We start from the raw sequence: 24,092 nt of genomic DNA, 5'->3' as shown, positions 1-24,092 counted from the left end.
CCATCGCCGAGTTGCCGCCAGACATCCTCTGACACGGCCACAGCTACAATCTCGGCAGCCCCGCGCCCGCGTTTCGTTACCCGGATTTTTCCTACATGCCCGACCGCTCAACCTCCACGCCGATCTCTGCCCTCACCGACGATGCTGCCGCGCTGCCGGCGTGGCACATCGATGAAAGCGTCTTGCGGCGCACTCTCGATGGTGGCGCGGCGCGAGACTGGCAGGTCGATGTCGTGGCCGAGACGGGTTCGACCAATGCCGACCTGACGCAGGCATGCCGCTCGGCAACCTGGGACGACGCGCGGGCCCAGGTGCGCGTGGCGTATCGGCAGACAGCCGGTCGCGGTCGGCAAGGGCGTCCGTGGCAAGGGCAGGCTGGATTGACATTTTCGGTAGCGATGCCGCTGGCACTGGCGCCGGCGCGCCTCAGCGGACTGAGCCTGGCTGTAGGGCTGGCCGTGGCGCAGGCGCTGGAGGATTGCGGGGCGGCGACGGCGGTGGGGCTCAAGTGGCCGAACGACCTGCAGGTGGATGGCCGCAAGCTGGCCGGCATCCTGATCGAGTCGGTGCCTGCGGGGCCGCAGCGCCTGTGGGCCGTGATCGGCATCGGCCTGAATCTCGTACGCGATGCACGCATGGAAGCGGCGCTGGGTCGCGACCTGTCGGGCGTGGCCGAGGTGCTGCCGACTTTCGATCCGCATCGCGATCCCACGCGCATCCTCGGTGCCGTGCTGAACCGGCTGGCGGCGATGCGCGAAGTATTTCTGGCCGAAGGTTTTGCACCGCTGGCCCCGGCATGGTCTGCGCGCGACGCGTTCCGCAACGAGCCGGTGCGGCTGCTGCACGACGGCGCGGTGGTGGCCGAGGGGCTGGCGCGTGGCGTCGATGGCGAGGGCCACCTGCTGCTGGAGACGGCCAACGGGCTGGAGCCGATCACCAGCGGCGAAGTCTCGCTGCGTGGAGCCCCGGCATGAGCGCACTGCTGATCGACATCGGCAACACACGGTTGAAGTGGGCATGGTGCGACGATAGCCAGCCGCCACCCCTTGCACAGACTACCCAGTCGGGTGCGCTGCCCACGCCGTGGCAGCACGCCGGTGCGGCATCGCACGCAGTGCCGGCCGAGCGGGCCGCGCTGGTGGGTACATGGCGTCATCTGCGAGGTGCCGGGGTGGCACCGGCTGTCTGGATCGCCAACGTGGCCGGTGCCACGCTGGCCGGAGAGGTCGAGGCGCTGCTGGCCGAAGCATTCGGTGACGTGCCGGGCGATGTACCGCTGCAATGGGTACGCACGGTCAGCGCGTACGGCAACCTCGTCAATGGGTATCGCGAGCCCACGCAGCTTGGCGTGGATCGGTGGGTCGGCAGCATCGGCGCGCATCGCTGGCTGCCCGGGGAGACGCTGCTGATCGTCACGGCCGGCACGGCGACGACGCTCGATATCGTCACGGCCACGCCGGAAGGGGCGCGCTTCGAGGGTGGGCTGATCCTGCCGGGGCTGGAATTGATGCTGGGCACGCTGGCGCGCAACACGGCGCAACTGCCCGAACTCGATGTGCTGGACACCGGTGCGGGCGCCGCGCGCGCGGTGCGAGCGTTGGGCGCAGACAACACTCACGATGCCATCGCTGCAGGCTGCCTGGCTGCACAGGCCGGTGCCATCGAGCGCAGTTGGCGCGCGTTGGGCGAACGCGGGCCGGTGCGCTGCCTGCTGTCGGGTGGAGCGCGCCACGCGGTGGCCGGCGCGCTCGCGATGCCCTTCGAGATGCACGATAATCTTGTGCTGCTTGGGTTGCATGCGATGGCGCAACCTGCCTGATTGGCCGACCCTGGCTCCTACTGACAAACACCTGCGCGCTTCCCCATGTCCCGGAAAGGTCTGAACATCCTGCTGATCGCCCTGTTGGTGGCCAACGCCTTGCTGCTGGCGGCCTTGCTGGGCGCGTTCGGTCCGCAGCCCTTCTCAGGGTTGTTCGAAAGCCCGCGCGAGCCACAGCGTGTGGATCAGCAGGTGCGCGGCGAACGGATGGAACTGCAACCGCGCGACGACGCGTCTGCGCCCGCCGCCACGCCCGCACCGCGCAGCGCCACGCCCGGCAAGGTCACGCTGGCATCGACATCGGCTCCCGTGCGGGCCGAGGATAGCTGCATGGAAATGGGCGGCTTCACGGCGCAGTCCGTCGCTCACGCACGCGAGGATCTGGTGGCGATTGCAGCGGGCAGCACGTTGCCGGTAGATCAGTTCGAACGCAGCGAACAGGTGCGCTGGTGGGTGCATCTGCCCGCGCAGGCCACGCGCGAAAACGCCGACCGCAAGCTGGCCGAACTACGCCGCCGCAAGGTGACGGATGTCTCGGTGGTCAGCAATGAGGAAGCGGAGTCCTTCACGGTATCGCTAGGCCTGTTCCGCGAACGGGAGCGCGCGGATCGATTCCTGGAATCCCTGCGAGGCCAGGGCGTCCGCACGGCGCTGATCAGCGACGCCCCGCGCAATATCTCGCGCCAATGGCTGCGCGTGGCAACCACGGACGAAGCGCTGCGCGCGCGGATGGAAGAGGTGCGCCAGCGCTATGGGGCGGAGGTGATGCAGGCTTGCAAGGGAGGGATGCAGGCGCGCGTCGAAGGTGCGGCGCGGGGCTGATGGTTTTTTCCCCTCTCCCGCTTGCGGGAGAGGGGCGGGGGAGAGGGGCAGCAGTGCAAATTGCCGTATGGTCGGCAAGCAGACCCTCCGGCCCTCTCCCCCAACCCCTCTCCCACTTCGTGGGAGAGGGGAGCATACCGGCAGCAGCATTCGCACCGACCCTCGGTTTTCTCCCCTCTCCCGCTTGCGGGAGAGGGGCGGGGGAGAGGGGAGCCAGAACAGTGCGGGAGAACCGCAAACTCAGCCAGCCCTCACCTTCGTCAACAACTTCGTCGTCGACCGGTCATGCAGGAATGGGATGGCATACGCCTCGCCGCCCCAACTCCGCACCAGCCGCGTTTCCTCCAGCGTGTCGATATCGTAATCGCCGCCCTTCACGTAGATATCCGGGCGTACCAGCCGGATCAACTCCACCGGCGTCTGCTCGCGGAACATTGCCACGAGGTCCACGGCGGCCAGTGCGGCAAGTAATGCCATGCGGTCGGCCTCGTTGTTGAGCGGGCGGTCGTCGCCCTTGCCCAGCATCTTCACCGACGCGTCGCTGTTCACGCCCAGCACCAGGCTGGCGCCCATCGCGCGGGCCTGCGCCAGGTAGGTGGCGTGGCCGCGATGGAGGATGTCGAACACGCCGTTGGTGAAGACCAGCGGGCGGGGCAGCGCGGCCACGGCGGCTTGCAGGGCGGCGATGTCGTCGGCGGGAACGAGCTTGGATTCGTAGGCGGGTGCGTTCATGGGAGAGAGCGAGTCGGAAAAGTCGGCGCGCCAATGAAAAACCCCATCGTATCCGATGGGGTCTTGTCACGCGGCGGAGAAGCGTCAACTCAGGCTTGGGCGGCCTGCAGGTTGGCGTTCAGTTCCTTGCGGTAGCGGTTCAGGTCCTGGACGGAATCGAACGTGCGCTCGAACAGCAGCGACATGTTGTGCAGGATCCGTTCGATGACCTTCTTCTCCCAGACCTCGTCGAAGCGGATCTGTTCGTCGAGCCAGTGCTCGAGCCAGTCCGGGTCCGGCAGGCGCGATTGCACCGTGTCGTTCGGGAACAGGGCCTTGTTCACGTGCAGGTTGGTCGGGTGCAGCGGCTTCTCGGTGCGGCGAGCCGAAGCCATCAGGACACCGATCTTGGCGAACGCGGCACGGGCGGTATCGCCGAACTGGGCCAGGTACTTCTTCATGTAGCGCAGGTAGGCGCCGCCATGGCGGGCTTCATCCTGCGACAGCGTGCGGTAGATATGCTTGATCACCGGTTCCGAGTGCCATTCGGCAGCGCGGCGGTACCAGTGGTTCAGGCGGATCTCGCCGCAGAAATGCAGCATCAGCGTTTCCAGCGGCGGGGCCGGATCGAACTCGAAGCGCACGGCGTGCAGTTCTTCCTCGGTCGGGACCAGGTCCGGACGGAAGCGGCGCAGATATTCCATCAGCACCAGCGAATGCTTCTGTTCCTCGAAGAACCAGATGCTCATGAACGCCGAAAAATCGGAATCGTCGCGGTTGTCGCGCAGGAACATTTCCGTGGCGGGCAGGGCCGACCATTCGGTGATTGCGTTCATGCGGATGGTCTTCGCCTGGTCGTCGGTGAGCAGGCTCGCGTCGAAGGAATCCCACGGGATGTCCTTGTCCATGTGCCAGCGGACCGCTTCCAACGATTTGAAGAGTTCGGGGTAGAGCATGCCTAAGCCTTTGAAATCACTGGCGGATTCTACCAGACAGGAAACATTCTCGAATGTTTTCTCTAGTGTCTTTCAGCAAACGCTGATGGATTTTTATCGGTGCGCCTGACAGGGCGCCCGAAAGTGGTGCGACTACGACACTTCCCGCGAGGGGGGAGGCCGAGCGTTGGCCACGCCCGGCATGCATCACTTGGCCTCGTCGGGGGCCGTTTTTGGGGCGGCTGCCTTTTTGGGCGCCTTGGCTGCAGGCTTCTTTGCAGCAGGCTTTTTCGCGGTGGCTTTCCGTGCAGTGGGTTTTGGCGCGGCCGTCGAGGGCGCCTGACTGGCCGGCTCGGCGCCGTCAGCCCCCGCGGCCATGCCGCCAAATCCTGGCATCCCGGGCATTCCGGGCATCCCCGACATGCCCCCGCCGAACGGCGCGGCGCTGGCCGCCGCCGCGCTGCTGGCGATCTGTGCGAACTGGCGCTGCAGCAGGTCCCACCACAGTGCGGCATTGGGCGGCAGTTGCGCGTTGCCGCTGTCGGACGCAGCGGCGTCCCCGGTTTCGGCGGCAGACTCGGGCGGCGAGTCGGCTTCTTCCTCGTCAGGGACGTCGTTCTCGGCATCGGCCTGTGCCTCGGACACCGTGCGCGGCGTCTCGAACGGGTTGGCGTGATGGGCTGGATGCGCGCTCGGGGCGTTGGCCGCGCGGGCCACGTTCTCCATCGCGCTCTGCATCTTCTCGGGAGACAGGGCGTTGCCGAAAGTCTGCAGCGCTACGAGCGTGGCGCGCTGGACTTCGAGGCCCTGGATCGTGGTACGCAGAAGGTTGGTGTTGAGCTGGAGCCAGCTTTCCACGGCCTTGAGGTCGTGGATGCGCTTGTCGACTTCGTCGAGGTCCATCGGCGGCGTCATTGCGCTCAGGCCAGGCATCAGGCCGCTGGGCATGCCGCTGCCGCTGGACCACATCCTGCGCAGCAGGTCGAAGCTATTCGAGAAATCGGGGATCTGTCCGAACATGGTGCGGCACTCCATCTGTCGGGGCCGTCCGACTAGGGAGAGGACGGCCGGTTACCGGAACTGGGGCGGCCGCTTCTCGCGCAGGCTCGCCATGCCTTCGTGTACGTCGGGGCCAGCGAAGCCCATGAATTCAAGCGCCAGCGAGGTATCGAACGCGGGACCGGCCATGCGCAGCCAGTTGTTGAGCGCGTACTTGGTCCAGCGGATGGCGGATTGCGAACCCGCCGCGAGCCGGTTGGCCACCTCGAATGCCTTGGCAACCAGTTCGTCCTCTTCCACTGCCAGCGATACCAGGCCGATCCGCTCGGCTTCCTCGCCGCTGACCGACTCGCACAGCATCAGATAGTACTTGGCCTTGGCCATTCCGCACAGCAGCGGCCACACGATGGCCGCATGATCGCCCGCAGCCACGCCCAGCCGCGTGTGTCCATCGACGATGCGCGCGGTCTTCGACGCAATCGAGATATCGGCCAGCAGCCCGGCCACCAGCCCCGCGCCCACGGCCGGGCCGTGCATGGCGGAGACGATGGGCTTGTCGCAGTTGATGACGTTGTAAACGAGGTCGCGCGCCTCGTGCCAGACCCGGGTGCGGGTCTCGAAATCGTTGGCCATGTCCTCCACCAGCGCCAGGTCGCCGCCGGCCGAGAAGCCCTTGCCTTCGCCCCGGATGATGGCGACGCGGATATCGGGATCGGCGGAGATGTCGCGCCAGATCTCGGCCAGTTCGCGGTGCATGTTGGCATCCGCCGTGGCCAGCTTGCGGTTGGACGACTGTGCCGCGCCCATGATGACTTCGAGCACCGGGCCGTGGCGGCGCAGCGTGAGCGCCTGATAGCGCGACAGGCGGGGGGACAGCGTCTGGTCTTCGGAGGTCATGTCGGCGGGCTCTCTGTCTTTCGTGTGGGAGACGGCCCGTCCGGGCAAAAAAATTCCCCGACCGGACGGTCGGGGAATTATAGGCGGATCGGTACGGGGTGGGGCAAGCCGGGTTTGCACCCGGTCCCGATGCGATGGCTGCGATTACCGGGCCACCACTTCCTGATCGATGGCGCCGAAGATCGACTTGCCATCGGCGTCGAGCATCTCGATACGCACGGAATCGCCGAACTTCATGAATTCGGTTTCCGGCTTGCCGTTCTCGATGGTTTCGATGGTCCGCTTCTCGGCGATGCACGCGTAGCCCTTCTTGCGATCCACATTCGAGATCGTGCCCGAGCCGACGATGCTGCCCGCACGCACATTGCGGGTCTTGCAGATATGGGCGATCAACTGGCCGAAGTCGAACACCATGTCGGTGCCGCAGTCGGGCGTGCCTACCTTCTTGCTGTTCCAGTGGACCGTCATCGGGCGGTGGACCTTGCGGTCCTGCCACGCATCGCCCAGTTCGTCGGGCGTGACGGCCACGGGCGAGAAGGCCGTGGCGGGCTTGCTCTGGAAGAAGCCGAAGCCCTTGCCCAGTTCGGCGGGAATCAGGTTGCGCAGCGACACATCGTTGGCCAGCATGACCAAACGGATGGCCTCGGCGGCCTGCTCGGGCGTGGCGCCCATGCGCACGTCGCCGGTGATGACGGCCACTTCGGCTTCGAAGTCGATGCCGAACGCTTCATTGGCGCAGACGATGTCGTCCTGCGGGCCGATGAAGTCGTCCGAGCCGCCCTGGTACATCAGCGGATCGGTCCAGAACTCGGGCGGCATCTCGGCGCCGCGCGCCTTCCGGACCAGCTCCACATGGTTCACATAGGCCGAGCCGTCGGCCCATTGATAGGCGCGCGGCAGCGGGGCCATGCAGTGCTTGGGCTCGAACGGGAACGGATGGCGCGCGCGGCCCGCGTTCAGTGCATCGTAGAGATCCTGCAGTTGCGGCGCGTAGAACTGCCAGTCGTCGAGCACGGTCTGCATCTTGCCGGCGATATCGGTGGCGTAGTGCGCGGTCTTCAGGTCGCGCGAGACAACGACGAGCTGGCCGTCGCGCGAACCGTCCTTCAATGTGGCGAGTTTCATGCGGAATCGAACGTTTGCGAACGTTGGGCGAAATGGATGGGCGGTAGTCTACCGGAGCGGGGTCGTGAATCCGCGACGGGCCGGCTTGTATAGAATGGCCGGCAGCACTTTTCCGATTTCTCCAATTTCCCTTTAGCGAGCACGCATGACGGTTGTGGACGACCACGACAACTCCGACGACGCACGTGACGACGACAAGCGTGCTGGCATCCAGTCGATCGAAGTCGGCTTCCGGCTGCTGCAGGCACTGGCGGCCTCGCCACGCGCGATGATGCTGCGCGACCTGGCTGCCGCCGCCGACATGAATCCGGCCAAGGCGCACCGATACCTGGTCAGCTTCCAGCGGCTGGGCGCCGTGACGCAGGATGCCGTCAGCCAGCGCTATGACCTCGGACCCTTCGCGCTGCAACTCGGGCTGGCGGGTCTGAACCGGCTCGATCCGGTGCGACGCGCGCGGCCGTTGCTGTCGCAACTGCGCGACGAGATCGACCAGACTGCCGGCATCGCCGTATGGGGTAACCATGGTCCCACCATCGTGCATTGGGAGGAATCGAGCCATCCAGTCAGCGTAAGTCTGCGGCTGGGCGATGTGATGCCGATGCTGAATTCGGCCACGGGGCGGTTGTATGGCGCTTATTTGTCACGGCGTCAGACACTGCCGCTGATCGAGCGCGAACTCTCGACACGCAGCGATGCCGCACTGCCTGACATGCCCGCATCGCTCGCCGAATACGACGCCATCTGCGTCGATGTCCGCCAGCGCGGCGCGGCGCGCACGCGGGGCGGCGTGCTGCCGGGCATCAACGCGATCTCCACGCCAGTGTTCGATGCCAACGGCCATTTGTCGATGGCGCTCATCGTGCTCGGCGCGCAGAGCGTATTCGATGCAGAATGGGGCGGTGCGGTGGATCGGCGTGTGCGCGACATCGCGCGGCAGATCTCTTCGGAGCTCGGTTACCTTGGCGACAGCCAACCGGCCGGACAGGACGGCCAACCCTCGTAGGCATTCTTCGCGTTCGCCCCGCTATCGGCGTATCCGTCGCTGGCTGGTGGTGCTCGTACTGGTGGCGATCGCGCATGCGCTGGTGCTGCTCGGCCTGAACCACATACCGTTGACCACGCTGCCGCCGCTGCCGGATACGCCTGCGCTTGAGGCGATCCTGATTCCCCCTCCGGCACCGCCTGCGCCGCCACGGCCCCGGCCACCGCCCAAAGTGCGTCCGGCACCGGCTGCTCAAACGCCCGTTCCTGAAACCGAATCCACCCCAGAACCGGCAGCGCCTGCGCTTGCTACCTCGACGAGCGGTGATACCACCGCCAATGCCGGAGCCGGCGGCACGGGCGATGCCGCCAATGCCAACGCGGGTGCCAAGGCCAGCGCGCCTACGGAAGCGCCCGCCGTGCCTGGGCCGAACTATGCGCCGCCACCTTCGGTGACCATGCGTTACGCGAGTTTCGTCAATGGCGTGCAAAACCCCGACGGCACCATCCGATGGGAGCAGGATGGCCGGCACTACCGGCTGGCGGTGGAAACGCGCGTGCTGTGGTTCCGCTTCGCGTTTGAAAGCAGCGGTGACATGACCGCACGCGGCCTGCAGCCCACGCGATACCAGGAGGCCCGCCGCAACAAGCAGGCGGTGGCCCGCTTCGATCACGCCGCAAGTACGGTGGTGTTTGAAACGCGTGGCGGCCAGGTGCCGATGCCGACCAACTTCCAGGACCGGTTCAGCGTGTTCCTGCAACTGGTGGGATGGGCGCGCGGCGACCCGCAGCGCTATGCCACACCGGGTGTCACGGAGACGTTCAATGTGGCGGACACCACGGAAGTGGAGCCGATGCAGGTTCAGTACGTGGGTGAGGAGAATATCGATATCGGCACGGGCATGGTGCGCACGCGCCACTTCATGCGGCTGCCACGCCACCCGGGAGATCGCCGTCGCGTGGAAATCTGGCTGGCGCCGTCATTGGACTGGATGCCAGCGCGGTTGCGTCAGACGGAACCCGATGGCACACAAATTGATCTCGTCTATCGTAGTAGTGAGGGGCGGTGATAGTGAGCGCCGTGACAACGCTGGACAACACAGGGATTGCCATATGTCTGACACAGGGTCGCAGCGCATCCAGGCGGGAGATGTCGGACTTCAGGTTCGGGTCGACGGCCGCGAGGGCCCGTGGGTCGTACTGGCCCACGCGCTGGCTGCGAACCTGACACTGTGGGACGACACTGCCCGCCATCTGGCCTCGCGCTATCGCGTGTTGCGCATCGACATGCGGGGTCATGGCGGCAGCGATGCCCCCGTGGGCGCCTACACGATGACCCGTCTGGCGGATGATGTCGTTGCAGTGATGGATGCGCTCGATATCGGCCAGGCGCATTTCTGTGGGGTATCGGTAGGCGGGATGGTGGGGCAGACGTTGGGTGTTCGCCACGCCGAGCGGCTGTTATCGCTCACCCTGGTGGACACGATCGACCATACTCCCATGACAGCGCATCCGATGTGGGCCAACCGGATTGGCCAGGCAGAGGCGCATGGCATGAAGGGTTTGCAGGAAGGCACGCTCGAACGCTGGATGACGCAGCCCTATCGCGACGGTCATCCCGAGGGAGTCGAACGGATTGCGCAGATGATTCGCGCCACGCCGGTGCAAGGGTTTGTGGGGGTGGCGCAGGCCATCCTGGCATTCGATCTGGCCGAGGCCATCCGGCGGATTCGTTGCCCGACGCTGGTGGTTGTGGGCGACAAGGATGAGGGTGCGCCGGTGTCGATGGCCCAATCCATTGCCGAAAAAATTCCTGGTGCGAAGCTGGAGGTGCTTCCCGACGCTGCGCACCTGTCGTTTATCGAACAGCCGGAACGGTTCCATGCCGTGTTCGACGTGTTCCTCGGCCACGCTGCATGTGGCGGACAGTGTGATATTCCGTAACGCAACCGTGTAGTTCGCAACACAGTAGTGCCCGGTGCTCAAGAAACTTGCTTCACGCGCCGATGCCCAATGTAAGAGGGCAGCAAAAGGGCAACAAGCAACAACCAGGGACAAGCAGCTGCACGAGGCGCGTCCGACTTGAATTACGGACGGCTACCCTCAGCTTGGAGAGGAAATCGCGTCGGTTCCGGCCAGGAACAGGGCGCCAACCATACGCCAGGAGGTAGTGCGATGCAAATGATCTACAACAGCGACAACTATTGCATTGTCGAGTTTGGCGCAGATGTCGAGCATGCGACCCTTGCCTCGGGCGGCTACGAAATCGTCGACAAGAACCTGAAACGCGAAATTTTTCTCGGCGGCCATATGGCCGAGACCTTCCGCGCCGATGTGACGCGTCTGATCGAGAGCGAGCCATCGGTCGAGGAAGTGGACGAATTCCTCGGCAAGTTCGACATTGTCATGAACAACCCCCTTGTCATGCATTGAGTCAACGACTGGCAACGCACGATCCGGACACGATAACGCCCGCATCAGCGGGCGTTTTCTTTTGGTTCGGGCAAGGCGTTCAGTATTGTTCCCACGGCAGGCCGTCATGGCGCCAGCCGTTGACGGTATTACGATGCCGGTGCGGATCGAGGTCCCCTTCGAAGCCGTGCAACACGTTATAGACCGTGGTGAATCCGGCGCCTTCCAGCGCCCGCGCCGCCGCTGCCGAGCGGTTGCCGCTGCGGCAGATCAGGATCACCGGACGCGCCGAGGCATGGCCGGCCAGTTTTTTTACCGCCTGCACAAAGTGCGGATTGACCTCCCAGTCGGGGCCATCATTCCAGGGGACGTTATGCGCACCTTGCGGATGGCCGACGAACAGGTACTCCATCTCGCTGCGACAGTCGATGAACAGCCCATCGGGCTCGGCATCGAGCAGCGTGCGGGCATCGCTGGGGGTCAGGTGTTGCATGGCGTTGACGGGAATACCGGGGTTCGTGGCGTAAGCGTCTCTCAGTGTAGGCGTGCAGGCCGGACCTGACAACCGGCGAAAAAGCCTTGGAAAGCCCCTTTCCTGCCGGCCGCAATACCTTGATCTACCTGATAAAATCGCGATCTTGCCCAAATTTTGCGCCGGCGGTCCGTCATACCGTGGACCGATGGTGACATTCCAGTGAAGCCCCAGATGAGCGCCGTCCAACCTGCCCCCCGCCCCTATACCCGGGCCGCCAGCCTTCCCAAGCTGCTCCGTGAACGGATCCTGATCCTCGACGGCGCCATGGGCACGATGATCCAGCGCTACAAGCTTGGCGAAGCCGAGTATCGCGGCACGCGTTTCCTGGACCACCCCATCGACGTCAAGGGCAACAACGAACTGCTGCTGCTGACGCGTCCCGAGGTCATCAGCGAAATCCACGAGCAATACCTGGCTGCCGGTGCCGACCTGATCGAGACCAACACGTTCGGGGCTACGCGCGTGGCGCAGGAAGACTACAAGATGGCGGACCTGGCGTACGAGATGAACGTCGAGGCCGCCCGCCTCGCGCGCATCGCCTGCGACAAGTACAGCACGCCCGAGAAGCCGCGCTTCGTGGCCGGCGCGTTCGGCCCGACGCCCAAGACGGCCAGCATCAGCCCGGACGTCAACGATCCCGGCGCGCGCAATGTCTCGTTCGAGGAACTGCGCCACTCGTACTACGAGCAAGGCAAGGCCCTGCTCGAAGGCGGCGCCGATGTGTTCCTGGTCGAGACGATCTTCGACACGCTCAACGCCAAGGCTGCACTGTTTGCCATCGACCAACTGTTCGAGGACACCGGCGAGCGCGTGCCCGTGATGATCTCGGGCACTGTGACCGATGCCTCTGGCCGCATCCTGTCCGGCCAGACCGTGGAAGCGTTCTGGAACAGCCTGCGCCATGCGCGTCCGGTCACCTTCGGCCTGAACTGCGCGCTGGGTGCCACGCTGATGCGCCCGTACGTGGCTGAGCTGGCCAAGATCTGCGACGCCGCCGTGTCGTGCTATCCGAACGCGGGCCTGCCGAATCCGATGAGCGATACCGGCTTCGACGAAACCCCGGAGGTCACCTCGGCACTGGTGGAGGAATTCGCAGCATCGGGCCTCGTGAACCTGGTGGGCGGCTGCTGCGGCACCACGCCGGACCACATCGCGGCCATCGCCAAGCGCGTCGCCAACAAGGCTCCGCGCGCGTGGGCGAACTATTCCGACAACGTGGCCGAAGACGCCGCCGCCTGACACATCGCACGCACCGAGCATAGAGAAAAGAATCATGAGCCAGCAACACCTGCCCCCGCGTCCGATGCGCCTGTCCGGCCTGGAGCCGTTCACGATCGATGACGACACGCTGTTCGTCAACGTTGGCGAGCGGACCAACGTCACCGGTTCCAAGGCATTCGCGCGGATGATTTTGAACGGCCAGTTCGACGAGGCGCTGGCCGTGGCGCGCCAGCAGGTCGAGAATGGCGCGCAGATCATCGATATCAACATGGACGAGGCAATGCTCGATTCGAAGGCGGCGATGGTGCGCTTCCTGAATCTGATTGCGTCGGAGCCGGACATCGCGCGCGTGCCGATCATGATCGACTCGTCGAAGTGGGACGTGATCGAAGCGGGCCTGCAGTGCGTGCAGGGCAAGGCTGTGGTGAACTCGATCTCGCTCAAGGAAGGCGAGGAGCAGTTCCGCCATCACGCCACGATGATTCGCCGCTATGGTGCGGCCAGCGTGGTGATGGCTTTCGACGAGAAGGGTCAGGCCGACACGTTCGCGCGCAAGACCGAGATCTGCAAGCGCAGCTATGACTTTCTCGTAAACGAAGTGGGCTTCCCGCCCGAAGACATCATCTTCGATCCGAACATCTTCGCGGTGGCGACCGGTATCGAGGAGCACAACAACTACGCGGTGGACTTCATCGAGGCCACGCGCTGGATCAAGCAGAACCTGCCGTATGCCAAGGTGAGCGGCGGCGTGTCGAACGTGTCGTTCTCGTTCCGCGGCAACGACATGGTGCGCGAGGCGATCCACACCGTGTTCCTGTACCACGCCATTGCGGCGGGCATGGACATGGGCATCGTCAACGCCGGCCAGCTCGGCGTGTATGACCAGCTCGATCCGGAGCTGCGCGAGCGCGTGGAAGACGTCGTGCTGAATCGTCGCGATGACGCCACCGATCGTCTGCTGGAGATTGCCGACAAGTTCAAGGGCGGCGGCCAGAAGAAGGAAGAGAACCTGGCCTGGCGCGGCACGCCGGAGCAGCCGGTGCCGGTGTCGCAGCGTCTGACGCACGCACTGGTGCATGGCATCACCACGTTCATCGTCGAGGACACCGAGGAAGTGCGCCAGGAAGTGGCGGCGCGCGGCGGTCGTCCGATCGAGGTGATCGAAGGCCCGCTGATGGACGGCATGAACGTGGTGGGCGACCTGTTCGGCGCGGGCAAGATGTTCCTGCCGCAGGTGGTCAAGAGCGCGCGCGTGATGAAGCAGGCCGTGGCGCATCTGCTGCCGTACATCGAAGAAGAGAAGCGCCTGCTGGCCGAGGCTGGCGGCGATGTGCGCGCACGCGGCAAGATCGTGATTGCGACGGTGAAGGGCGACGTGCACGACATCGGCAAGAACATCGTCTCGGTGGTGCTCCAGTGCAACAACTACGAAGTGGTCAACATGGGCGTGATGGTCCCGTGCAACGAGATCCTGGCGCGTGCCAAGGTCGAGGGCGCAGACATCGTGGGCCTGTCGGGGCTGATCACGCCGTCGCTGGAAGAAATGGCGTACGTGGCGTCCGAGATGCAGCGCGACGACTACTTCCGCATCAAGAAGATTCCGCTGCTGATTGGCGGCGCCACCACGTCGCGCGTGCACACCGCCGTCAAGATCGCGCCGAACTACGATGGTCCGGTGGTGTACGTGCCCGATGCCTCGCGCTCGGTGAGCGTGGCGTCGAGCCTGCTGTCCGATGAAGGCGCCGCGAAGTACCTGGACGAGTTGAAGACCGACTACGACCGCATCCGCACGCAGCACGCCAACAAGAAGGCCACGCCGATGGTGACGCTGGCCGAGGCGCGTGCGAACAAGACGCCGATCGACTGGAGCACCTATGTGCCGCCGAAGCCGAAGTTCATCGGCCGCCGCGTGTTCCGCAACTACGATCTGTCCGAACTCGCCAAGTACATCGACTGGGGCCCGTTCTTCCAGACCTGGGATCTGGCTGGCAAATTCCCCGACATCCTCAACGACGAGATCGTTGGCGAATCGGCGCGCCGCGTCTTCTCCGATGGCAAGAGCATGTTGGCCCGGTTGATCCAGGGCCGCTGGCTGTCGGCCAATGGTGTGATCGCGCTGCTGCCGGCGAATACCGTCAACGACGACGATATCGAGATCTACACGGACGAGTCGCGCACGCAGGTCGCCATGACGTGGCACAACCTGCGCCAGCAGAGCGAGCGTCCCGTGGTGGATGGTGTGAAGCGTCCGAACCGCTGCCTGGCGGATTTCGTTGCGCCGAAGTCGAGCGGCGTGGCCGACTACATCGGCGTGTTCGCGGTGACGGCCGGCATTGGCGTGGACAAGAAGGAAGCGCAGTTCGAAGCCGATCACGACGACTACAGCGCGATCATGCTCAAGTCGCTGGCCGACCGTCTGGCCGAGGCGTTTGCCGAATGCCTGCACGAGCGCGTGCGCAAGGACTTGTGGGGTTACGACGCGGCGGAGTCGCTGAGCAACGAGCAGTTGATCGACGAAACGTATCGCGGCATCCGTCCGGCGCCGGGCTATCCGGCCTGCCCGGAACACACGGTCAAGGCGCCGATGTTCGAGTATCTCGATGCAGCGGATATCGGCATGGGCATTACCGAAGGGCTGGCAATGACGCCGGCGGCATCGGTCAGCGGTTTCTACCTGTCGCATCCGGACTCGACGTACTTCAGCGTGGGCAAGATCGGGCAGGACCAGCTCGACGATATGGTGGCCCGCCGTGGCGAGGATCGCCTGACGCTGGAGCGTGCGCTGGCGCCGAACCTGTAAGCGGCGAAGTCGCAGCTGTAAGCAGTTGCAATGCATTGTGAGAGCCGGGACGCCGCATATCAGCGGCCTCCCGGCTTTTTGTTGCGTGGTCGCCGCGCGGGTAACGTTGATGCGTAAGGGATTCCCGATGCGGACGTTATCTGGCGATGCCGGCGCGATGATCGTCGTTCATGTCCGCAATGTCTTCACCACTGCTTACAGGGCATTACAAGTGCTCACAGACCGGCATGGTCGTGCTCCCTAGACTGGAACCCAGTTCACGTGACACCGCGTGAATGCCGCAGCGAATGTTTCGCTTGCGGTGCATACCAGTCAAGGAGTCTCATCCATGAAGAAGCTGCTGATCTCGCTGTCTGCCCTGTCGATTGCTGCTGCCTCGTCGCTGGCGATGGCGCAAGGGACTGGCGTCACCGCCGGTACGCAAGCCGGTGGCGGCATAACGGCCACTACGCCGGCTTCTCCGTCGGGCAGCCTGGGCGCTGGCGCGAACGCCGGTGTCAATGCTGGCGGTGCGGCAACCGGTGCCGTAACGCCGGCCAGCCCGAGCGCAGCCGACCCGGCGTCGCATGCCGACAAGGGTGGCAAGGCGGACAAGGCTCACAAGGCTGACAAGACGACGAAGACCAAGGGCAGCCACGCCAGCAAGTCGAAGTCGAAGAAGGACGGCGCCGAAAGCAGCGCGCTGGGTGCTTCGGCCGGTGCCGATGGCGGCACCAAGATCCAGTAATCCTCTGTTCCATTGACAACCGGCAGACGGCGGGACCCTCCAGACCGCCATCTGCCGGGGTCGGGAACAATGAAGAGAAGACGGGCGCCGTGATGGCGCCCGTTGTCGTTTTGTGCGCCGCAGTGCAGCATTTCCCCAGCGCGGATCTCCCCGCCCATGTCAGCCTGACACCGACATCTTCCGCGCGGCGCCAGCACTACAATGCAGGAAACCGGCCCGGTTCGTGCTTCGGCAGGCTGGCCGTACCCCTCACCGTGGAGACACCCGATGATTCGCGTCTTGATCGCCGACGATCATGAGATCGTGCGCGCCGGTCTGCGCCAGTTCATTTCAGAGGAGCCCGACATCAAGGTGACGGGCGAAGCCGCGAGCGGCGATGAAGTGATGGCGCAGTTGCGGGATAGCGAGTTCGACGTGCTCGTACTCGATATCTCCATGCCGGATCGCAACGGCATTGATGTACTCAAGCTGATCCGCCAGCGCCTGCCTAACCTGCCGGTGCTGATCCTGTCCACCTATCCGGAAGACCAGTACGCGATCAACCTGATCCGTGCGGGCGCGTCGGGCTATCTGACGAAAGAATCCGCGCCGGACGATCTCGTCAAGGCCATCCGCACCGTGGCGCAGGGCCGCCGTTATGTCAGCCCCGTCGTGGCAGACCTGCTGATCGGCGGACTCGACAAGCCAACCGAACAACCCGTGCACCAGACGCTGTCCGAGCGCGAGTTTCAGATCTTCTGCAAACTCTCGCGCGGCCAATCCGTCTCGGTGATCGCCGACGAACTGTTCCTGAGCGTGAAGACGGTGAGCACCTACCGCTCGCGCATCCTGGAGAAAATGGGTATGAAGACCAACGCCGACCTGACCTACTACGCCATCAAGAACGGCCTGGTCGAATAGGTATCCACCGCAGCTCACGTCGGACTTCTATCGCATAACCACCTCCAGCCCCGTTCCAACAGCCATGCCGGAGCAAGCCACGGCCTCTTCCCCTCGCTCGCTGCGAGTCCTCCTGATCGAGGACTCGGAGGTGTTGCGGGGCATGCTGCTGGAATATCTCACCGCCTTTCCGTTTGTGAAGGAGGTGGACTGGGCCGATACGGAGAGCATGGCCGTGGGACTGGCCGCGCGCGGCAACTACGACGTGGTGATCGTCGATCTGCAACTGCGTCAGGGCAACGGCATCAATGTCCTGCGCGAAATGCAGAAAGCCAGCATGTCCGGCATCCGCATCGTCTACACGAACCACGCCCAGGTATCCATGTACCGGCGCCAGTGCGCCGATGCCGGTGCGGATTATTTCTTCGACAAATCGCTGGAACTGGAGCAGGTGTTCCGGGTGATCGAGGAATATGCGATGTCGGCGGGGTAGCTCACATCTCCCACTGTCTTGCGCCCCTCTCCCGCAGAGCGGGAGAGGGGTTGGGGGAGAGGGCATGAGGTTCTGCTTGCCGACCACATAGCAATTTGAACTGCCGGCCCTCTCCCCCGCCCCTCTCCCGCAAGCGGGAGAGGGGAGCAAATACAAGAACCTCTCCCTCTCCGCATCAATCCCTCAAACCTCCGCCGCCTCCTCAGGCGGTGCCAGCACCGCGGTCGTCAGCGGCACCTCTGCCCGAATCGTCACGCCCTCTTCCGGCGAGGAATCCACATGCATCGTGCCACCCAGTGCCAGCACGCGCTGCTCCATGCCGAGCAGACCGTGATGGCCGGCGGTGGTGGTGACGTCGAAGTCAGGCGGCAGGCCGTGGCCATCGTCGCGGATGGTCAGCGTGATCTGCTGGTCGGTGCAGGCCAGGATTACGGACACATGCGTGGCTTCCGCGTACTTGCTGGCGTTGTTGAGCGATTCCTGGACGATGCGGTACATCGCGATAGCGGCGTTGTCGCGCAACTGGGGCAGCGACTCGGGCAGCACCAGTTCGGTCTCCCACTGATTCCGGGCGCCAACGTCTTCCACCAACTGGACGATGGCTTCGCGCAGCCCAAGGTTCAGCAACACCGTGGGCCGCAAATCCTCGATCAGACGCCGCTTGATCTGGATGGCCTGGTCGGCATGCTGCATCACGCGTGTGATCTTGTCGCGCGCTTCGGGGTGGGTGGCCTGCACGCGCATCTTGACCCAGTGCAGGTCGAGCTTGATGGCCGTGAGGATCGCGCCAAGTTCGTCGTGCAACTCGCGCGCCAGCCGTGTCTTCTCGTCTTCGGTTACGCGTTGCAAGTGAGCGGCCAGTGCAGAGAGTTGCCGCGTGCGTGCGCGCACCTTGCGGTCGAGCCGTGCGCTTTCTTCTTCGAGCTGGGTGCGGGCCGCCTCGGCCATCGTCATGCGGCGCTGGTGTCCCAGTCCCACCGTGACAAGCAGCAGGATGTTGATGGCGGTCAGCAGGCCGATGCCGTAACGCGACAACTGCAGGTCATGCTCGGCAGCTTCCAGGTTGTGCGTGACCGTGCCGGACTCGCGCACCTGCAGTTGTTCCAGTCCGCGCCGCGCGCTTTCCATGGTCTGCTTGCCGAAGTCGGTGCGGATCATGTCGAGCGCCACGTCCACGTCGCGCTTGCCGTAGACCAGCGTCAGTGCCATCTCGTTGAGCTTGCGCGTCACGAACTGCGAAGTCTCGCCGAATAGCCGCAGCCCCTCGGGGTCATCGGCGTAATGCTGGCGGATGCGCGCCATCAGGTCGGTGATGTGCGGCAGTGCCTTGTAGTACGGATCGAGATAGCTCTCCTTTCCGGTCAGCAGGTAGCCGCGCTGCCCGGCCTCTGCATTGACGAGTTCGGCGGCCAGCGCGCCAAGATCACTTTGCAATTGCTGGGAGCGGATGGCCTCCGTATAGCCCTGGCGCAGGCGCAGGTTGCCGGTTTCCGATGCGATCAGCACCGCCAGGGTCAGCACGATGCCCCCGGCCAGCAACAGGGAATTACGGAGAAGGAGGGAATGCTTGGCCATCGGGAGAGTACCGGTTGAGGCGCCGCCCATCGACAAGCAGGGCACACGGGCGGCCATGGAATCACATCGTTTCAGCGGGGTCAATCGTACCGGTGCGCGCCCGGCGCCGCATCCGGCGCGGCGCGCGGCGCGGTGTAGGACTCGGCTGACATCTGAATCGGTCAGGTTTCGGTGTGCGGTCAAAGGGCCGGCCCCTAGCATGAGGCTATGAGCTTGCGCACCGTGGCGCAAGCCGGGCAAACCGGCATACCGGGGCGCCCGCTAACCTCGGGAGACCGGCCATGCTGTATTACGCACTCGTCTTTTTCATTGTCGCCCTGGTGGCGGCGATCTTCGGCTTCGGTGGCATTGCAGCCGGCGCAGTGGAGATTGCCAAGATCCTGTTCTTCATCTTCCTGGTGGTGGCCCTGGTGACGTTTGTAATGGGCCTGGTGCGCCGACGGTAAGCGCGACAGGTCTCGGCTAAGCCCGCCGGGTCTCTTGACGGGCGCCATGCTGAAAGATCCCGAACCGGAAAACAGGAGTCCATACATGCTCACGCAAAATCCGAAGGTCCGTAAGGAAATCAACCATCTGCACGACAGCGCCGATGCGGCTGTTCGCCAGATCAAGCATTCCGCCCGCGATAGCCGCGACGCCATGACGCCCGCATCGGATGAAGTCAAGGCGCTGATCGCCCAGCTCCAGCAAACCATCGACGTGCTGGCGCACGAGGGGTCGGCGGAGGGGCTGGCCGCTGGCCGCCGCCTGCGCATGCGCGCCAACGAGATGGCCGAGCGTATGCGCGAACGCAGCCTGGACGGCATGCACTGGGCGCGAGACCAGGCCAGCGTGGCCGTGGATCACGGCCGCCAGCGCGTGGCCGAATCGCCGATGAAGGCCATCGGTATTGCCGCCCTGGTGGGCGCGTGTATCGGATTGATGTTGGCGGGCCGCCGTTCGGACGAATAGCGTCTGGAGCAATCCGACGGCCACGTCATGCGTATTCGAAGGAAGTCTTGCTTCCTTCAATCTTGCAGCAACCCCCTTTCCGGATAAATCCCTGATCCGGGATGCCCGGGCCCCTCACGGTGTCCGGGTTTTTTTTCGTGCGCAGGGGAAGGCGATGGACAAATCTTTCAGAAGCCTTTCTGCGGATGCAGCAAGGCTGGCGGCGCGTGGCCGCCCGTGAAACGGTTATGCAGCAGGGAGCAACGAATGCGAAGGCGGCTCAGACGCCCCACAACACGTCGGTGCCTTCCTTCTGCGAGAGGCGCAGCATGTCCAGGAATGGGTAGGCCCGCTGGCCAAGATGCAGCGGTTCCTCTTCCTTGTCATCCTGTTCGCCAGGGTGAACGGTGGTATCGGCCGGGTGGGTCCGCTTCGCGTCCAGGACGGCGGCTTCGAGCTTGCGGATGGCCGCCGGCATCTCCTCGGACGTGATCACCCCGCGCTCGCCCAGGTGCTTGCCGATGATGCCAAGCAGCGTGACGGCAAGGTCCTTCATCATGATCAGGTCCTGCGCCGCGTGGGATTTGAAGGTGATCAGCATGATGTTTCCTTTCACGAGTGGGGGGTCGCGCGCCCCAGGCGCCCGACCAGTCGCATGATGTCAGCATAGCACCTGATAAAATTCCGCGTTTCCCGATTTGCAATGTCGGTTGGGCGGCGCGGCCTTCACTTGGCCGTGGCCCGCAACCGGCAGCTTCCGCCTTCGAGGCCAAGATATCCATGCTGCCTGTTCAGACCTCACAACTCGCCGCCGCGTTCACTGACGCCGTGCGTGCGCTGGCCCCGGCCGACGTCAACCTGCCCGCGGTCACGTTCGAGCGCCCCAAGGCAGCCGCCCACGGCGACCTGGCGTGCAATATCGCCATGCAGGTGGCCAAGGCGCTGAAGACCAACCCGCGCGAACTGGCGCAGAAGGTGGTGGACGCGGTCAACGCCGATCCGCGTGCCTCGGTGCTGGTGGCCGCGCTGGAAATCGCCGGTCCCGGCTTCATCAACCTGCGCCTGACCCCGGCCGCCCGCGCCGAGGTGCTGCGCGCCGTGCTGGCCGAAGGCGACCGCTACGGTGCCCGGGCCGCCGGCGAGCATGGCCAGGTGCTGGTGGAGTTCGTCTCGGCCAACCCGACCGGCCCGCTGCACGTTGGCCACGGCCGACAGGCCGCGCTGGGCGACGCGCTGGCCAACCTGCTGGACTGGCAGGGCTGGAAGGTCCATCGCGAGTTCTACTACAACGACGCCGGCGTGCAGATCCAGACGCTGGCCATCTCCGTCCAGGCACGGGCGCGCGGCATGAAGCCGGGTGACGCAGGCTGGCCCGAGTCTGCCTACAACGGCGACTACATCGCCGAGATCGCTGCCGACTTCCTGGCTGGCAAGACCGTGGCGGCCTCCGATGGCGAGCCGGTCACGGCATCGGGCAACATCGAGGATATCGAGTCGATCCGCAAGTTCGCGGTCACCTATCTGCGCAACGAGCAGGACATCGACCTGCAGGCGTTCGGCGTGAAGTTCGACCGCTATTACCTGGAGTCGTCGCTGTACAGCGATGGCCGCGTGGAATCGGCCGTGCAGTCGCTGGTGGCCAAGGGCAAGACGTACGAGAACGAAGGCGCGCTGTGGCTGCGCACCACGGACGATGGCGACGACAAGGATCGCGTCATGAAGAAGACGGACGGCACGTACACGTACTTCGTGCCCGACGTGGCGTACCACACCACCAAGTGGGAGCGCGGCTTCGCCAAGGTTATCAACGTGCAGGGCAGCGACCACCACGGCACCATTGCCCGTGTGCGCGCCGGCCTGCAGGGCCTGGACATCGGCATTCCGCAGGGCTACCCCGACTACGTGCTGCACAAGATGGTCACCGTGATGAAGGACGGCGAGGAGGTCAAGATCTCCAAGCGCGCCGGTTCCTACGTGACCGTGCGAGACCTGATCGAATGGAGCAACGGCGGCAGCGAGACGATTCGCGGCTGCCTGGAAGGCGCCGTGGCCGACTGGCCCGCCCACTTCACGCGGGGCCGCGATGCGGTGCGCTTCTTCCTGCTGTCGCGCAAGGCCGATACCGAATTCGTGTTCGACGTGGACCTGGCGCTCAAGCAGAACGACGAGAACCCGGTGTATTACGTGCAGTACGCCCACGCGCGCATTTGCTCGATCTTCGAGGCATGGGGCGGTGCCGACTGGCAGGCGCGCCTGCCCGAGCTGGCCAGCGTGGACCTGGCGGCCGTGACCGCTGCCGATGTCAGCCCGCAGGCCATTGCGCTGGGCCGTCGTCTGGCGGAGTTCCCCGACATGCTGGCCGCCGCCGCTGGCGAACTGGCGCCGCATGCCGTGGCGTTCTACCTGCGCGATCTGGCTGGGGATTTCCACGCGTTCTACAACGCGGACCGCGTGCTCGTGGACGACGAGACGGTCAAGCGGGCCCGCCTGGCGCTGCTGGCCGCAACGCGTCAGGTGCTCAGGAACGGTCTGGCCGTGATCGGTGTGTCCGCGCCGCAACGGATGGATCGGGAACAGGCAGCCTGAACCCGGTGCAGGTGGCTCTATAATCCCCGGCATCACCGAAGAGGACTTCATGCAACACAAAGCCAAGCGCGCCGCGCGCACCGTCCGCCATCGCCTGACGCAACGCGGCGGCACGTTCCTGGGCCTGGTGCTCGGCCTGATCGTTGGCCTGGCGATTGCCGTGGTCATCGCGTTGTACATCACCAAGTCGCCCGCGCCGTTCCAGCAGAAGGGCGTCAATGGCCCCGCCACCCCGCGCGCGACCGAGCCCGGTAACGTGACCAGCGCGCTGCCGAGTCCGACTCAGCCTCAGCAGCCAAGCGCCGAGCCGTCGGACCCGAACCGTCCGCTGTGGAGCAAGACGCCCGCCAAGCCCGTGGGCCAGGCCGAGCCGCCCGCCGCACCGTCCCAGCCGCCCGTGGCGACGACGCGTCCGGCCGAGCCGGGTGCGACAAATGGCAACGGCCTGACGCCGATCAAGCCGACGGACAAGCCGGCCGAAAAGCCTGCGGACAAGCCGGTGACGCGTCCGGCCGAGAAGCCGGTAGCCGATCCGATCGCAGAAATTGCACAGGCCGATGCCAACAAGGTCGGATACCTGTTGCAGGTGGGCGCGTTCCGATCGCAGGATGATGCCGACCGGCAGAAGGCCAACCTGGCCATGCAGGGCTTCGAGGCGCGGGTCACGGACCGCGATGTCAACGGGATCAAGATGTACCGCGTTCGGGTGGGACCGTTCAACCGGATCGAGGACATGAACCGCGTGCGGGACCGCCTGCAGTCGGCTGGTTTCGACGCCTCGGTCATCCGCTTTACCAAGCAATAATTCCGGATGGGGTGGCGGCGGCGTGAACCAAGCGCCGCCGCCGTGGTCCTAGCCCCAATCATCCAGACGCATTCATCGCACGTTCAACCTGTAAGGCCCTTCGAACATGAAGAAAATTGCCGCACTGATCGCTACCGTTGCCGCCGTGAGCGGCCTGCTGATGTCCGCGCCCGCCGCCATGGCCGCGCCGACCGAAGGCAAGGACTACACCGTTCTGAAAGCCCCGCAAGCTGTGCCGGCTGGCAAGATCGAAGTGACCGAGTTCTTCTGGTACGGCTGCCCGCATTGCTACGACTTCGAGCCGGAACTGGAAGCATGGATCAAGAAGCAGGGCAAGGACGTGGTGTTCAAGCGCGTGCCGGTAGCCTTCCGTGACGACCTGCTGCCGCATACCAAGATCTACTACGCGCTGGAATCGCTGGGCAAGCTCGACGCCATGACCGGCAAGGTTTTCGAGGCCATCCACAAGCAACGCAAGCGCATGCTGGATACCAACGAGATCGCCGACTTCATGGCGCAGAACGGCATCGACAAGAAGCAGTGGCTCGACACCTATAACTCGTTCTCGGTGACGACCAGCGCCCAGCGCGCGAACAAGATTGCCGATGCGTACAAGATCGATGGCGTGCCGACTGTCGTGGTGCAAGGCAAGTACGAAACCTCGCCCTCGATCGCCGGCACGATTCCCAACGCGATCAAGACCATGGACTTCCTGGTCGACGGCGTACGTGGAAAGAAGCTTTGAGCGTTTGAGCGCTTGAGGTAAGACAAAAAACCCGGCGGTGTCGCCGGGTTTTTTTATGGGCGCTTGAATCCCTGATTGTTTACTCCCCTCTCCCG

Annotated in this window: 25 protein-coding genes; 17 read left to right on the top strand and 8 right to left on the bottom strand. The window is 64.7% G+C overall.

Features of this window, described 5'->3' with window-relative positions:
• Positions 1 to 95: 95 nt before the first annotated feature.
• From FFS21_RS03895 to FFS21_RS03885, 3 genes are read left to right on the top strand one after another with little or no spacing between them, the layout of a single operon-like run.
• The gene (locus tag FFS21_RS03895; RefSeq protein WP_137923628.1) at positions 96 to 974 is read left to right on the top strand and encodes a biotin--[acetyl-CoA-carboxylase] ligase; all 879 of its coding nucleotides are present in this window, start codon (positions 96 to 98) and stop codon (positions 972 to 974) included.
• Complete coding sequence (locus FFS21_RS03890) at positions 971 to 1,819, top strand: type III pantothenate kinase (RefSeq protein ID WP_137923627.1); 849 nt, start codon at positions 971 to 973, stop codon at positions 1,817 to 1,819. Before FFS21_RS03895 ends, FFS21_RS03890 begins: the two co-directional genes overlap by 4 nt.
• A 45-nt stretch (positions 1,820 to 1,864) precedes the next feature.
• Complete coding sequence (locus FFS21_RS03885) at positions 1,865 to 2,641, top strand: SPOR domain-containing protein (protein WP_137923626.1); 777 nt, start codon at positions 1,865 to 1,867, stop codon at positions 2,639 to 2,641.
• A gap of 240 nt (positions 2,642 to 2,881) precedes the next feature.
• Here the strand turns inward: FFS21_RS03885 and rfaE2 are convergent, their stop codons facing one another.
• From rfaE2 to FFS21_RS03860, 5 genes are all read right to left on the bottom strand, one after another.
• Entirely contained in the window at positions 2,882 to 3,373 is a 492-nt protein-coding gene (rfaE2, locus tag FFS21_RS03880) for a D-glycero-beta-D-manno-heptose 1-phosphate adenylyltransferase (protein ID WP_137923625.1), read from the bottom strand.
• A gap of 89 nt (positions 3,374 to 3,462) precedes the next feature.
• The gene (locus FFS21_RS03875; RefSeq protein ID WP_137923624.1) at positions 3,463 to 4,308 is read right to left on the bottom strand and encodes a ferritin family protein; all 846 of its coding nucleotides are present in this window, start codon (positions 4,306 to 4,308) and stop codon (positions 3,463 to 3,465) included.
• A 186-nt stretch (positions 4,309 to 4,494) separates the two neighbouring features.
• The gene (locus FFS21_RS03870) at positions 4,495 to 5,307 is read right to left on the bottom strand and encodes a PhaM family polyhydroxyalkanoate granule multifunctional regulatory protein (RefSeq protein WP_137923623.1); all 813 of its coding nucleotides are present in this window, start codon (positions 5,305 to 5,307) and stop codon (positions 4,495 to 4,497) included.
• A gap of 51 nt (positions 5,308 to 5,358) precedes the next feature.
• Positions 5,359 to 6,183, bottom strand: coding sequence for an enoyl-CoA hydratase/isomerase family protein (locus tag FFS21_RS03865; RefSeq protein WP_137923622.1), 825 nt, complete (start codon positions 6,181 to 6,183; stop codon positions 5,359 to 5,361).
• A gap of 144 nt (positions 6,184 to 6,327) precedes the next feature.
• On the bottom strand, positions 6,328 to 7,308 hold the full coding sequence (locus tag FFS21_RS03860) for a fumarylacetoacetate hydrolase family protein (protein WP_137923621.1): 981 nt from the start codon (positions 7,306 to 7,308) through the stop codon (positions 6,328 to 6,330).
• Between the two features lie 145 nt (positions 7,309 to 7,453).
• Here FFS21_RS03860 and FFS21_RS03855 point away from each other — a divergent pair, with 145 nt between their 5' ends.
• The 4 genes from FFS21_RS03855 (at position 7,454) to FFS21_RS03840 (ending at position 10,722) form a co-directional block, all read left to right on the top strand.
• Positions 7,454 to 8,311 (top strand): IclR family transcriptional regulator, encoded by an 858-nt coding sequence (locus tag FFS21_RS03855; protein WP_137923620.1) that lies wholly within the window; start codon positions 7,454 to 7,456, stop codon positions 8,309 to 8,311.
• Entirely contained in the window at positions 8,268 to 9,359 is a 1,092-nt protein-coding gene (locus FFS21_RS03850) for a DUF3108 domain-containing protein (RefSeq protein WP_349304712.1), read from the top strand. The genes FFS21_RS03855 and FFS21_RS03850 overlap by 44 nt, the downstream gene beginning before the upstream one ends.
• Positions 9,360 to 9,402: 43 nt before the next feature.
• The gene (locus FFS21_RS03845) at positions 9,403 to 10,233 is read left to right on the top strand and encodes an alpha/beta fold hydrolase (RefSeq protein WP_137923619.1); all 831 of its coding nucleotides are present in this window, start codon (positions 9,403 to 9,405) and stop codon (positions 10,231 to 10,233) included.
• A gap of 231 nt (positions 10,234 to 10,464) precedes the next feature.
• Positions 10,465 to 10,722, top strand: coding sequence for a BTH_I0359 family protein (locus FFS21_RS03840; RefSeq protein WP_137923618.1), 258 nt, complete (start codon positions 10,465 to 10,467; stop codon positions 10,720 to 10,722).
• A 79-nt stretch (positions 10,723 to 10,801) separates the two neighbouring features.
• Here the strand turns inward: FFS21_RS03840 and FFS21_RS03835 are convergent, their stop codons facing one another.
• Complete coding sequence (locus FFS21_RS03835) at positions 10,802 to 11,194, bottom strand: rhodanese-like domain-containing protein (RefSeq protein ID WP_137923617.1); 393 nt, start codon at positions 11,192 to 11,194, stop codon at positions 10,802 to 10,804.
• 213 nt (positions 11,195 to 11,407) lie between these two features.
• Here FFS21_RS03835 and FFS21_RS03830 point away from each other — a divergent pair, with 213 nt between their 5' ends.
• The 5 genes from FFS21_RS03830 to FFS21_RS03810 all read left to right on the top strand — a co-directional run bounded on the left by FFS21_RS03830 (position 11,408) and on the right by FFS21_RS03810 (position 17,356).
• On the top strand, positions 11,408 to 12,475 hold the full coding sequence (locus FFS21_RS03830; protein WP_137923616.1) for a homocysteine S-methyltransferase family protein: 1,068 nt from the start codon (positions 11,408 to 11,410) through the stop codon (positions 12,473 to 12,475).
• A 34-nt stretch (positions 12,476 to 12,509) separates the two neighbouring features.
• Positions 12,510 to 15,257, top strand: coding sequence for a methionine synthase (metH, locus tag FFS21_RS03825; RefSeq protein ID WP_137923615.1), 2,748 nt, complete (start codon positions 12,510 to 12,512; stop codon positions 15,255 to 15,257).
• Between the two features lie 328 nt (positions 15,258 to 15,585).
• Positions 15,586 to 15,984, top strand: coding sequence for a hypothetical protein (locus FFS21_RS03820; RefSeq protein WP_137923614.1), 399 nt, complete (start codon positions 15,586 to 15,588; stop codon positions 15,982 to 15,984).
• 267 nt (positions 15,985 to 16,251) lie between these two features.
• Positions 16,252 to 16,884: a response regulator gene (locus FFS21_RS03815; protein WP_137923613.1), complete on the top strand. Its 633-nt coding sequence runs from the start codon at positions 16,252 to 16,254 to the stop codon at positions 16,882 to 16,884.
• Between the two features lie 64 nt (positions 16,885 to 16,948).
• Positions 16,949 to 17,356, top strand: a complete 408-nt coding sequence (locus FFS21_RS03810; protein WP_137923612.1) for a response regulator — start codon at positions 16,949 to 16,951, stop codon at positions 17,354 to 17,356.
• 183 nt (positions 17,357 to 17,539) lie between these two features.
• On the opposite strand, the gene FFS21_RS03805 is transcribed toward FFS21_RS03810, so the two are convergent.
• Positions 17,540 to 18,931 carry a CHASE3 domain-containing protein gene (locus FFS21_RS03805; RefSeq protein ID WP_137923611.1) on the bottom strand — a complete coding sequence of 464 codons (1,392 nt, stop codon included), beginning with the start codon at positions 18,929 to 18,931 and terminating at the stop codon, positions 17,540 to 17,542.
• 281 nt (positions 18,932 to 19,212) lie between these two features.
• Between FFS21_RS03805 and FFS21_RS03800 the strand changes: the two genes are divergently transcribed.
• Together FFS21_RS03800 and FFS21_RS03795 are read left to right on the top strand one after the other, a co-directional pair.
• The gene (locus tag FFS21_RS03800; RefSeq protein WP_084003954.1) at positions 19,213 to 19,377 is read left to right on the top strand and encodes a DUF1328 domain-containing protein; all 165 of its coding nucleotides are present in this window, start codon (positions 19,213 to 19,215) and stop codon (positions 19,375 to 19,377) included.
• Positions 19,378 to 19,462: 85 nt separating this feature from the next.
• Positions 19,463 to 19,882, top strand: coding sequence for an ElaB/YgaM/YqjD family protein (locus FFS21_RS03795; RefSeq protein ID WP_137923610.1), 420 nt, complete (start codon positions 19,463 to 19,465; stop codon positions 19,880 to 19,882).
• A gap of 259 nt (positions 19,883 to 20,141) precedes the next feature.
• Here the strand turns inward: FFS21_RS03795 and FFS21_RS03790 are convergent, their stop codons facing one another.
• Positions 20,142 to 20,462 (bottom strand): DUF1840 domain-containing protein, encoded by a 321-nt coding sequence (locus FFS21_RS03790; RefSeq protein WP_137923609.1) that lies wholly within the window; start codon positions 20,460 to 20,462, stop codon positions 20,142 to 20,144.
• 179 nt (positions 20,463 to 20,641) lie between these two features.
• Between FFS21_RS03790 and argS the strand changes: the two genes are divergently transcribed.
• The 3 genes from argS to FFS21_RS03775 all read left to right on the top strand — a co-directional run bounded on the left by argS (position 20,642) and on the right by FFS21_RS03775 (position 23,997).
• Positions 20,642 to 22,447, top strand: a complete 1,806-nt coding sequence (argS, locus tag FFS21_RS03785) for an arginine--tRNA ligase (protein ID WP_137923608.1) — start codon at positions 20,642 to 20,644, stop codon at positions 22,445 to 22,447.
• A gap of 49 nt (positions 22,448 to 22,496) precedes the next feature.
• A complete protein-coding gene (locus tag FFS21_RS03780; RefSeq protein WP_137923607.1) occupies positions 22,497 to 23,252 on the top strand; it encodes an SPOR domain-containing protein in 756 nt (251 codons plus the stop codon).
• Positions 23,253 to 23,358: 106 nt separating this feature from the next.
• Positions 23,359 to 23,997 (top strand): thiol:disulfide interchange protein DsbA/DsbL, encoded by a 639-nt coding sequence (locus FFS21_RS03775; RefSeq protein ID WP_137923606.1) that lies wholly within the window; start codon positions 23,359 to 23,361, stop codon positions 23,995 to 23,997.
• Positions 23,998 to 24,092 lie beyond the last annotated feature (95 nt).

This window comes from Cupriavidus sp. 2SB (assembly GCF_005503625.1).
Classification (GTDB): Bacteria; Pseudomonadota; Gammaproteobacteria; order Burkholderiales; family Burkholderiaceae; genus Cupriavidus.
Note: the sequence above shows the minus strand (reverse complement) of the source record. Positions and strands in the feature narration are given on the sequence as shown.

Coding starts and splice junctions, on each gene's coding strand:
- FFS21_RS03780 (WP_137923607.1), top strand. CDS start 22,497: ATGCAACACAAAGCCAAGCGCGCCGCGCGCACCGTCCGCCATCGCCTG.
- FFS21_RS03820 (WP_137923614.1), top strand. CDS start 15,586: ATGAAGAAGCTGCTGATCTCGCTGTCTGCCCTGTCGATTGCTGCTGCC.
- FFS21_RS03810 (WP_137923612.1), top strand. CDS start 16,949: ATGCCGGAGCAAGCCACGGCCTCTTCCCCTCGCTCGCTGCGAGTCCTC.
- FFS21_RS03860 (WP_137923621.1), bottom strand. CDS start 7,308: ATGAAACTCGCCACATTGAAGGACGGTTCGCGCGACGGCCAGCTCGTC.
- argS (WP_137923608.1), top strand. CDS start 20,642: ATGCTGCCTGTTCAGACCTCACAACTCGCCGCCGCGTTCACTGACGCC.
- metH (WP_137923615.1), top strand. CDS start 12,510: ATGAGCCAGCAACACCTGCCCCCGCGTCCGATGCGCCTGTCCGGCCTG.
- FFS21_RS03795 (WP_137923610.1), top strand. CDS start 19,463: ATGCTCACGCAAAATCCGAAGGTCCGTAAGGAAATCAACCATCTGCAC.
- FFS21_RS03895 (WP_137923628.1), top strand. CDS start 96: ATGCCCGACCGCTCAACCTCCACGCCGATCTCTGCCCTCACCGACGAT.
- FFS21_RS03870 (WP_137923623.1), bottom strand. CDS start 5,307: ATGTTCGGACAGATCCCCGATTTCTCGAATAGCTTCGACCTGCTGCGC.
- FFS21_RS03805 (WP_137923611.1), bottom strand. CDS start 18,931: ATGGCCAAGCATTCCCTCCTTCTCCGTAATTCCCTGTTGCTGGCCGGG.
- rfaE2 (WP_137923625.1), bottom strand. CDS start 3,373: ATGAACGCACCCGCCTACGAATCCAAGCTCGTTCCCGCCGACGACATC.
- FFS21_RS03890 (WP_137923627.1), top strand. CDS start 971: ATGAGCGCACTGCTGATCGACATCGGCAACACACGGTTGAAGTGGGCA.
- FFS21_RS03790 (WP_137923609.1), bottom strand. CDS start 20,462: ATGCTGATCACCTTCAAATCCCACGCGGCGCAGGACCTGATCATGATG.
- FFS21_RS03800 (WP_084003954.1), top strand. CDS start 19,213: ATGCTGTATTACGCACTCGTCTTTTTCATTGTCGCCCTGGTGGCGGCG.
- FFS21_RS03775 (WP_137923606.1), top strand. CDS start 23,359: ATGAAGAAAATTGCCGCACTGATCGCTACCGTTGCCGCCGTGAGCGGC.
- FFS21_RS03815 (WP_137923613.1), top strand. CDS start 16,252: ATGATTCGCGTCTTGATCGCCGACGATCATGAGATCGTGCGCGCCGGT.
- FFS21_RS03845 (WP_137923619.1), top strand. CDS start 9,403: ATGTCTGACACAGGGTCGCAGCGCATCCAGGCGGGAGATGTCGGACTT.
- FFS21_RS03875 (WP_137923624.1), bottom strand. CDS start 4,308: ATGCTCTACCCCGAACTCTTCAAATCGTTGGAAGCGGTCCGCTGGCAC.
- FFS21_RS03885 (WP_137923626.1), top strand. CDS start 1,865: ATGTCCCGGAAAGGTCTGAACATCCTGCTGATCGCCCTGTTGGTGGCC.
- FFS21_RS03840 (WP_137923618.1), top strand. CDS start 10,465: ATGCAAATGATCTACAACAGCGACAACTATTGCATTGTCGAGTTTGGC.
- FFS21_RS03830 (WP_137923616.1), top strand. CDS start 11,408: ATGAGCGCCGTCCAACCTGCCCCCCGCCCCTATACCCGGGCCGCCAGC.
- FFS21_RS03835 (WP_137923617.1), bottom strand. CDS start 11,194: ATGCAACACCTGACCCCCAGCGATGCCCGCACGCTGCTCGATGCCGAG.
- FFS21_RS03865 (WP_137923622.1), bottom strand. CDS start 6,183: ATGACCTCCGAAGACCAGACGCTGTCCCCCCGCCTGTCGCGCTATCAG.
- FFS21_RS03855 (WP_137923620.1), top strand. CDS start 7,454: ATGACGGTTGTGGACGACCACGACAACTCCGACGACGCACGTGACGAC.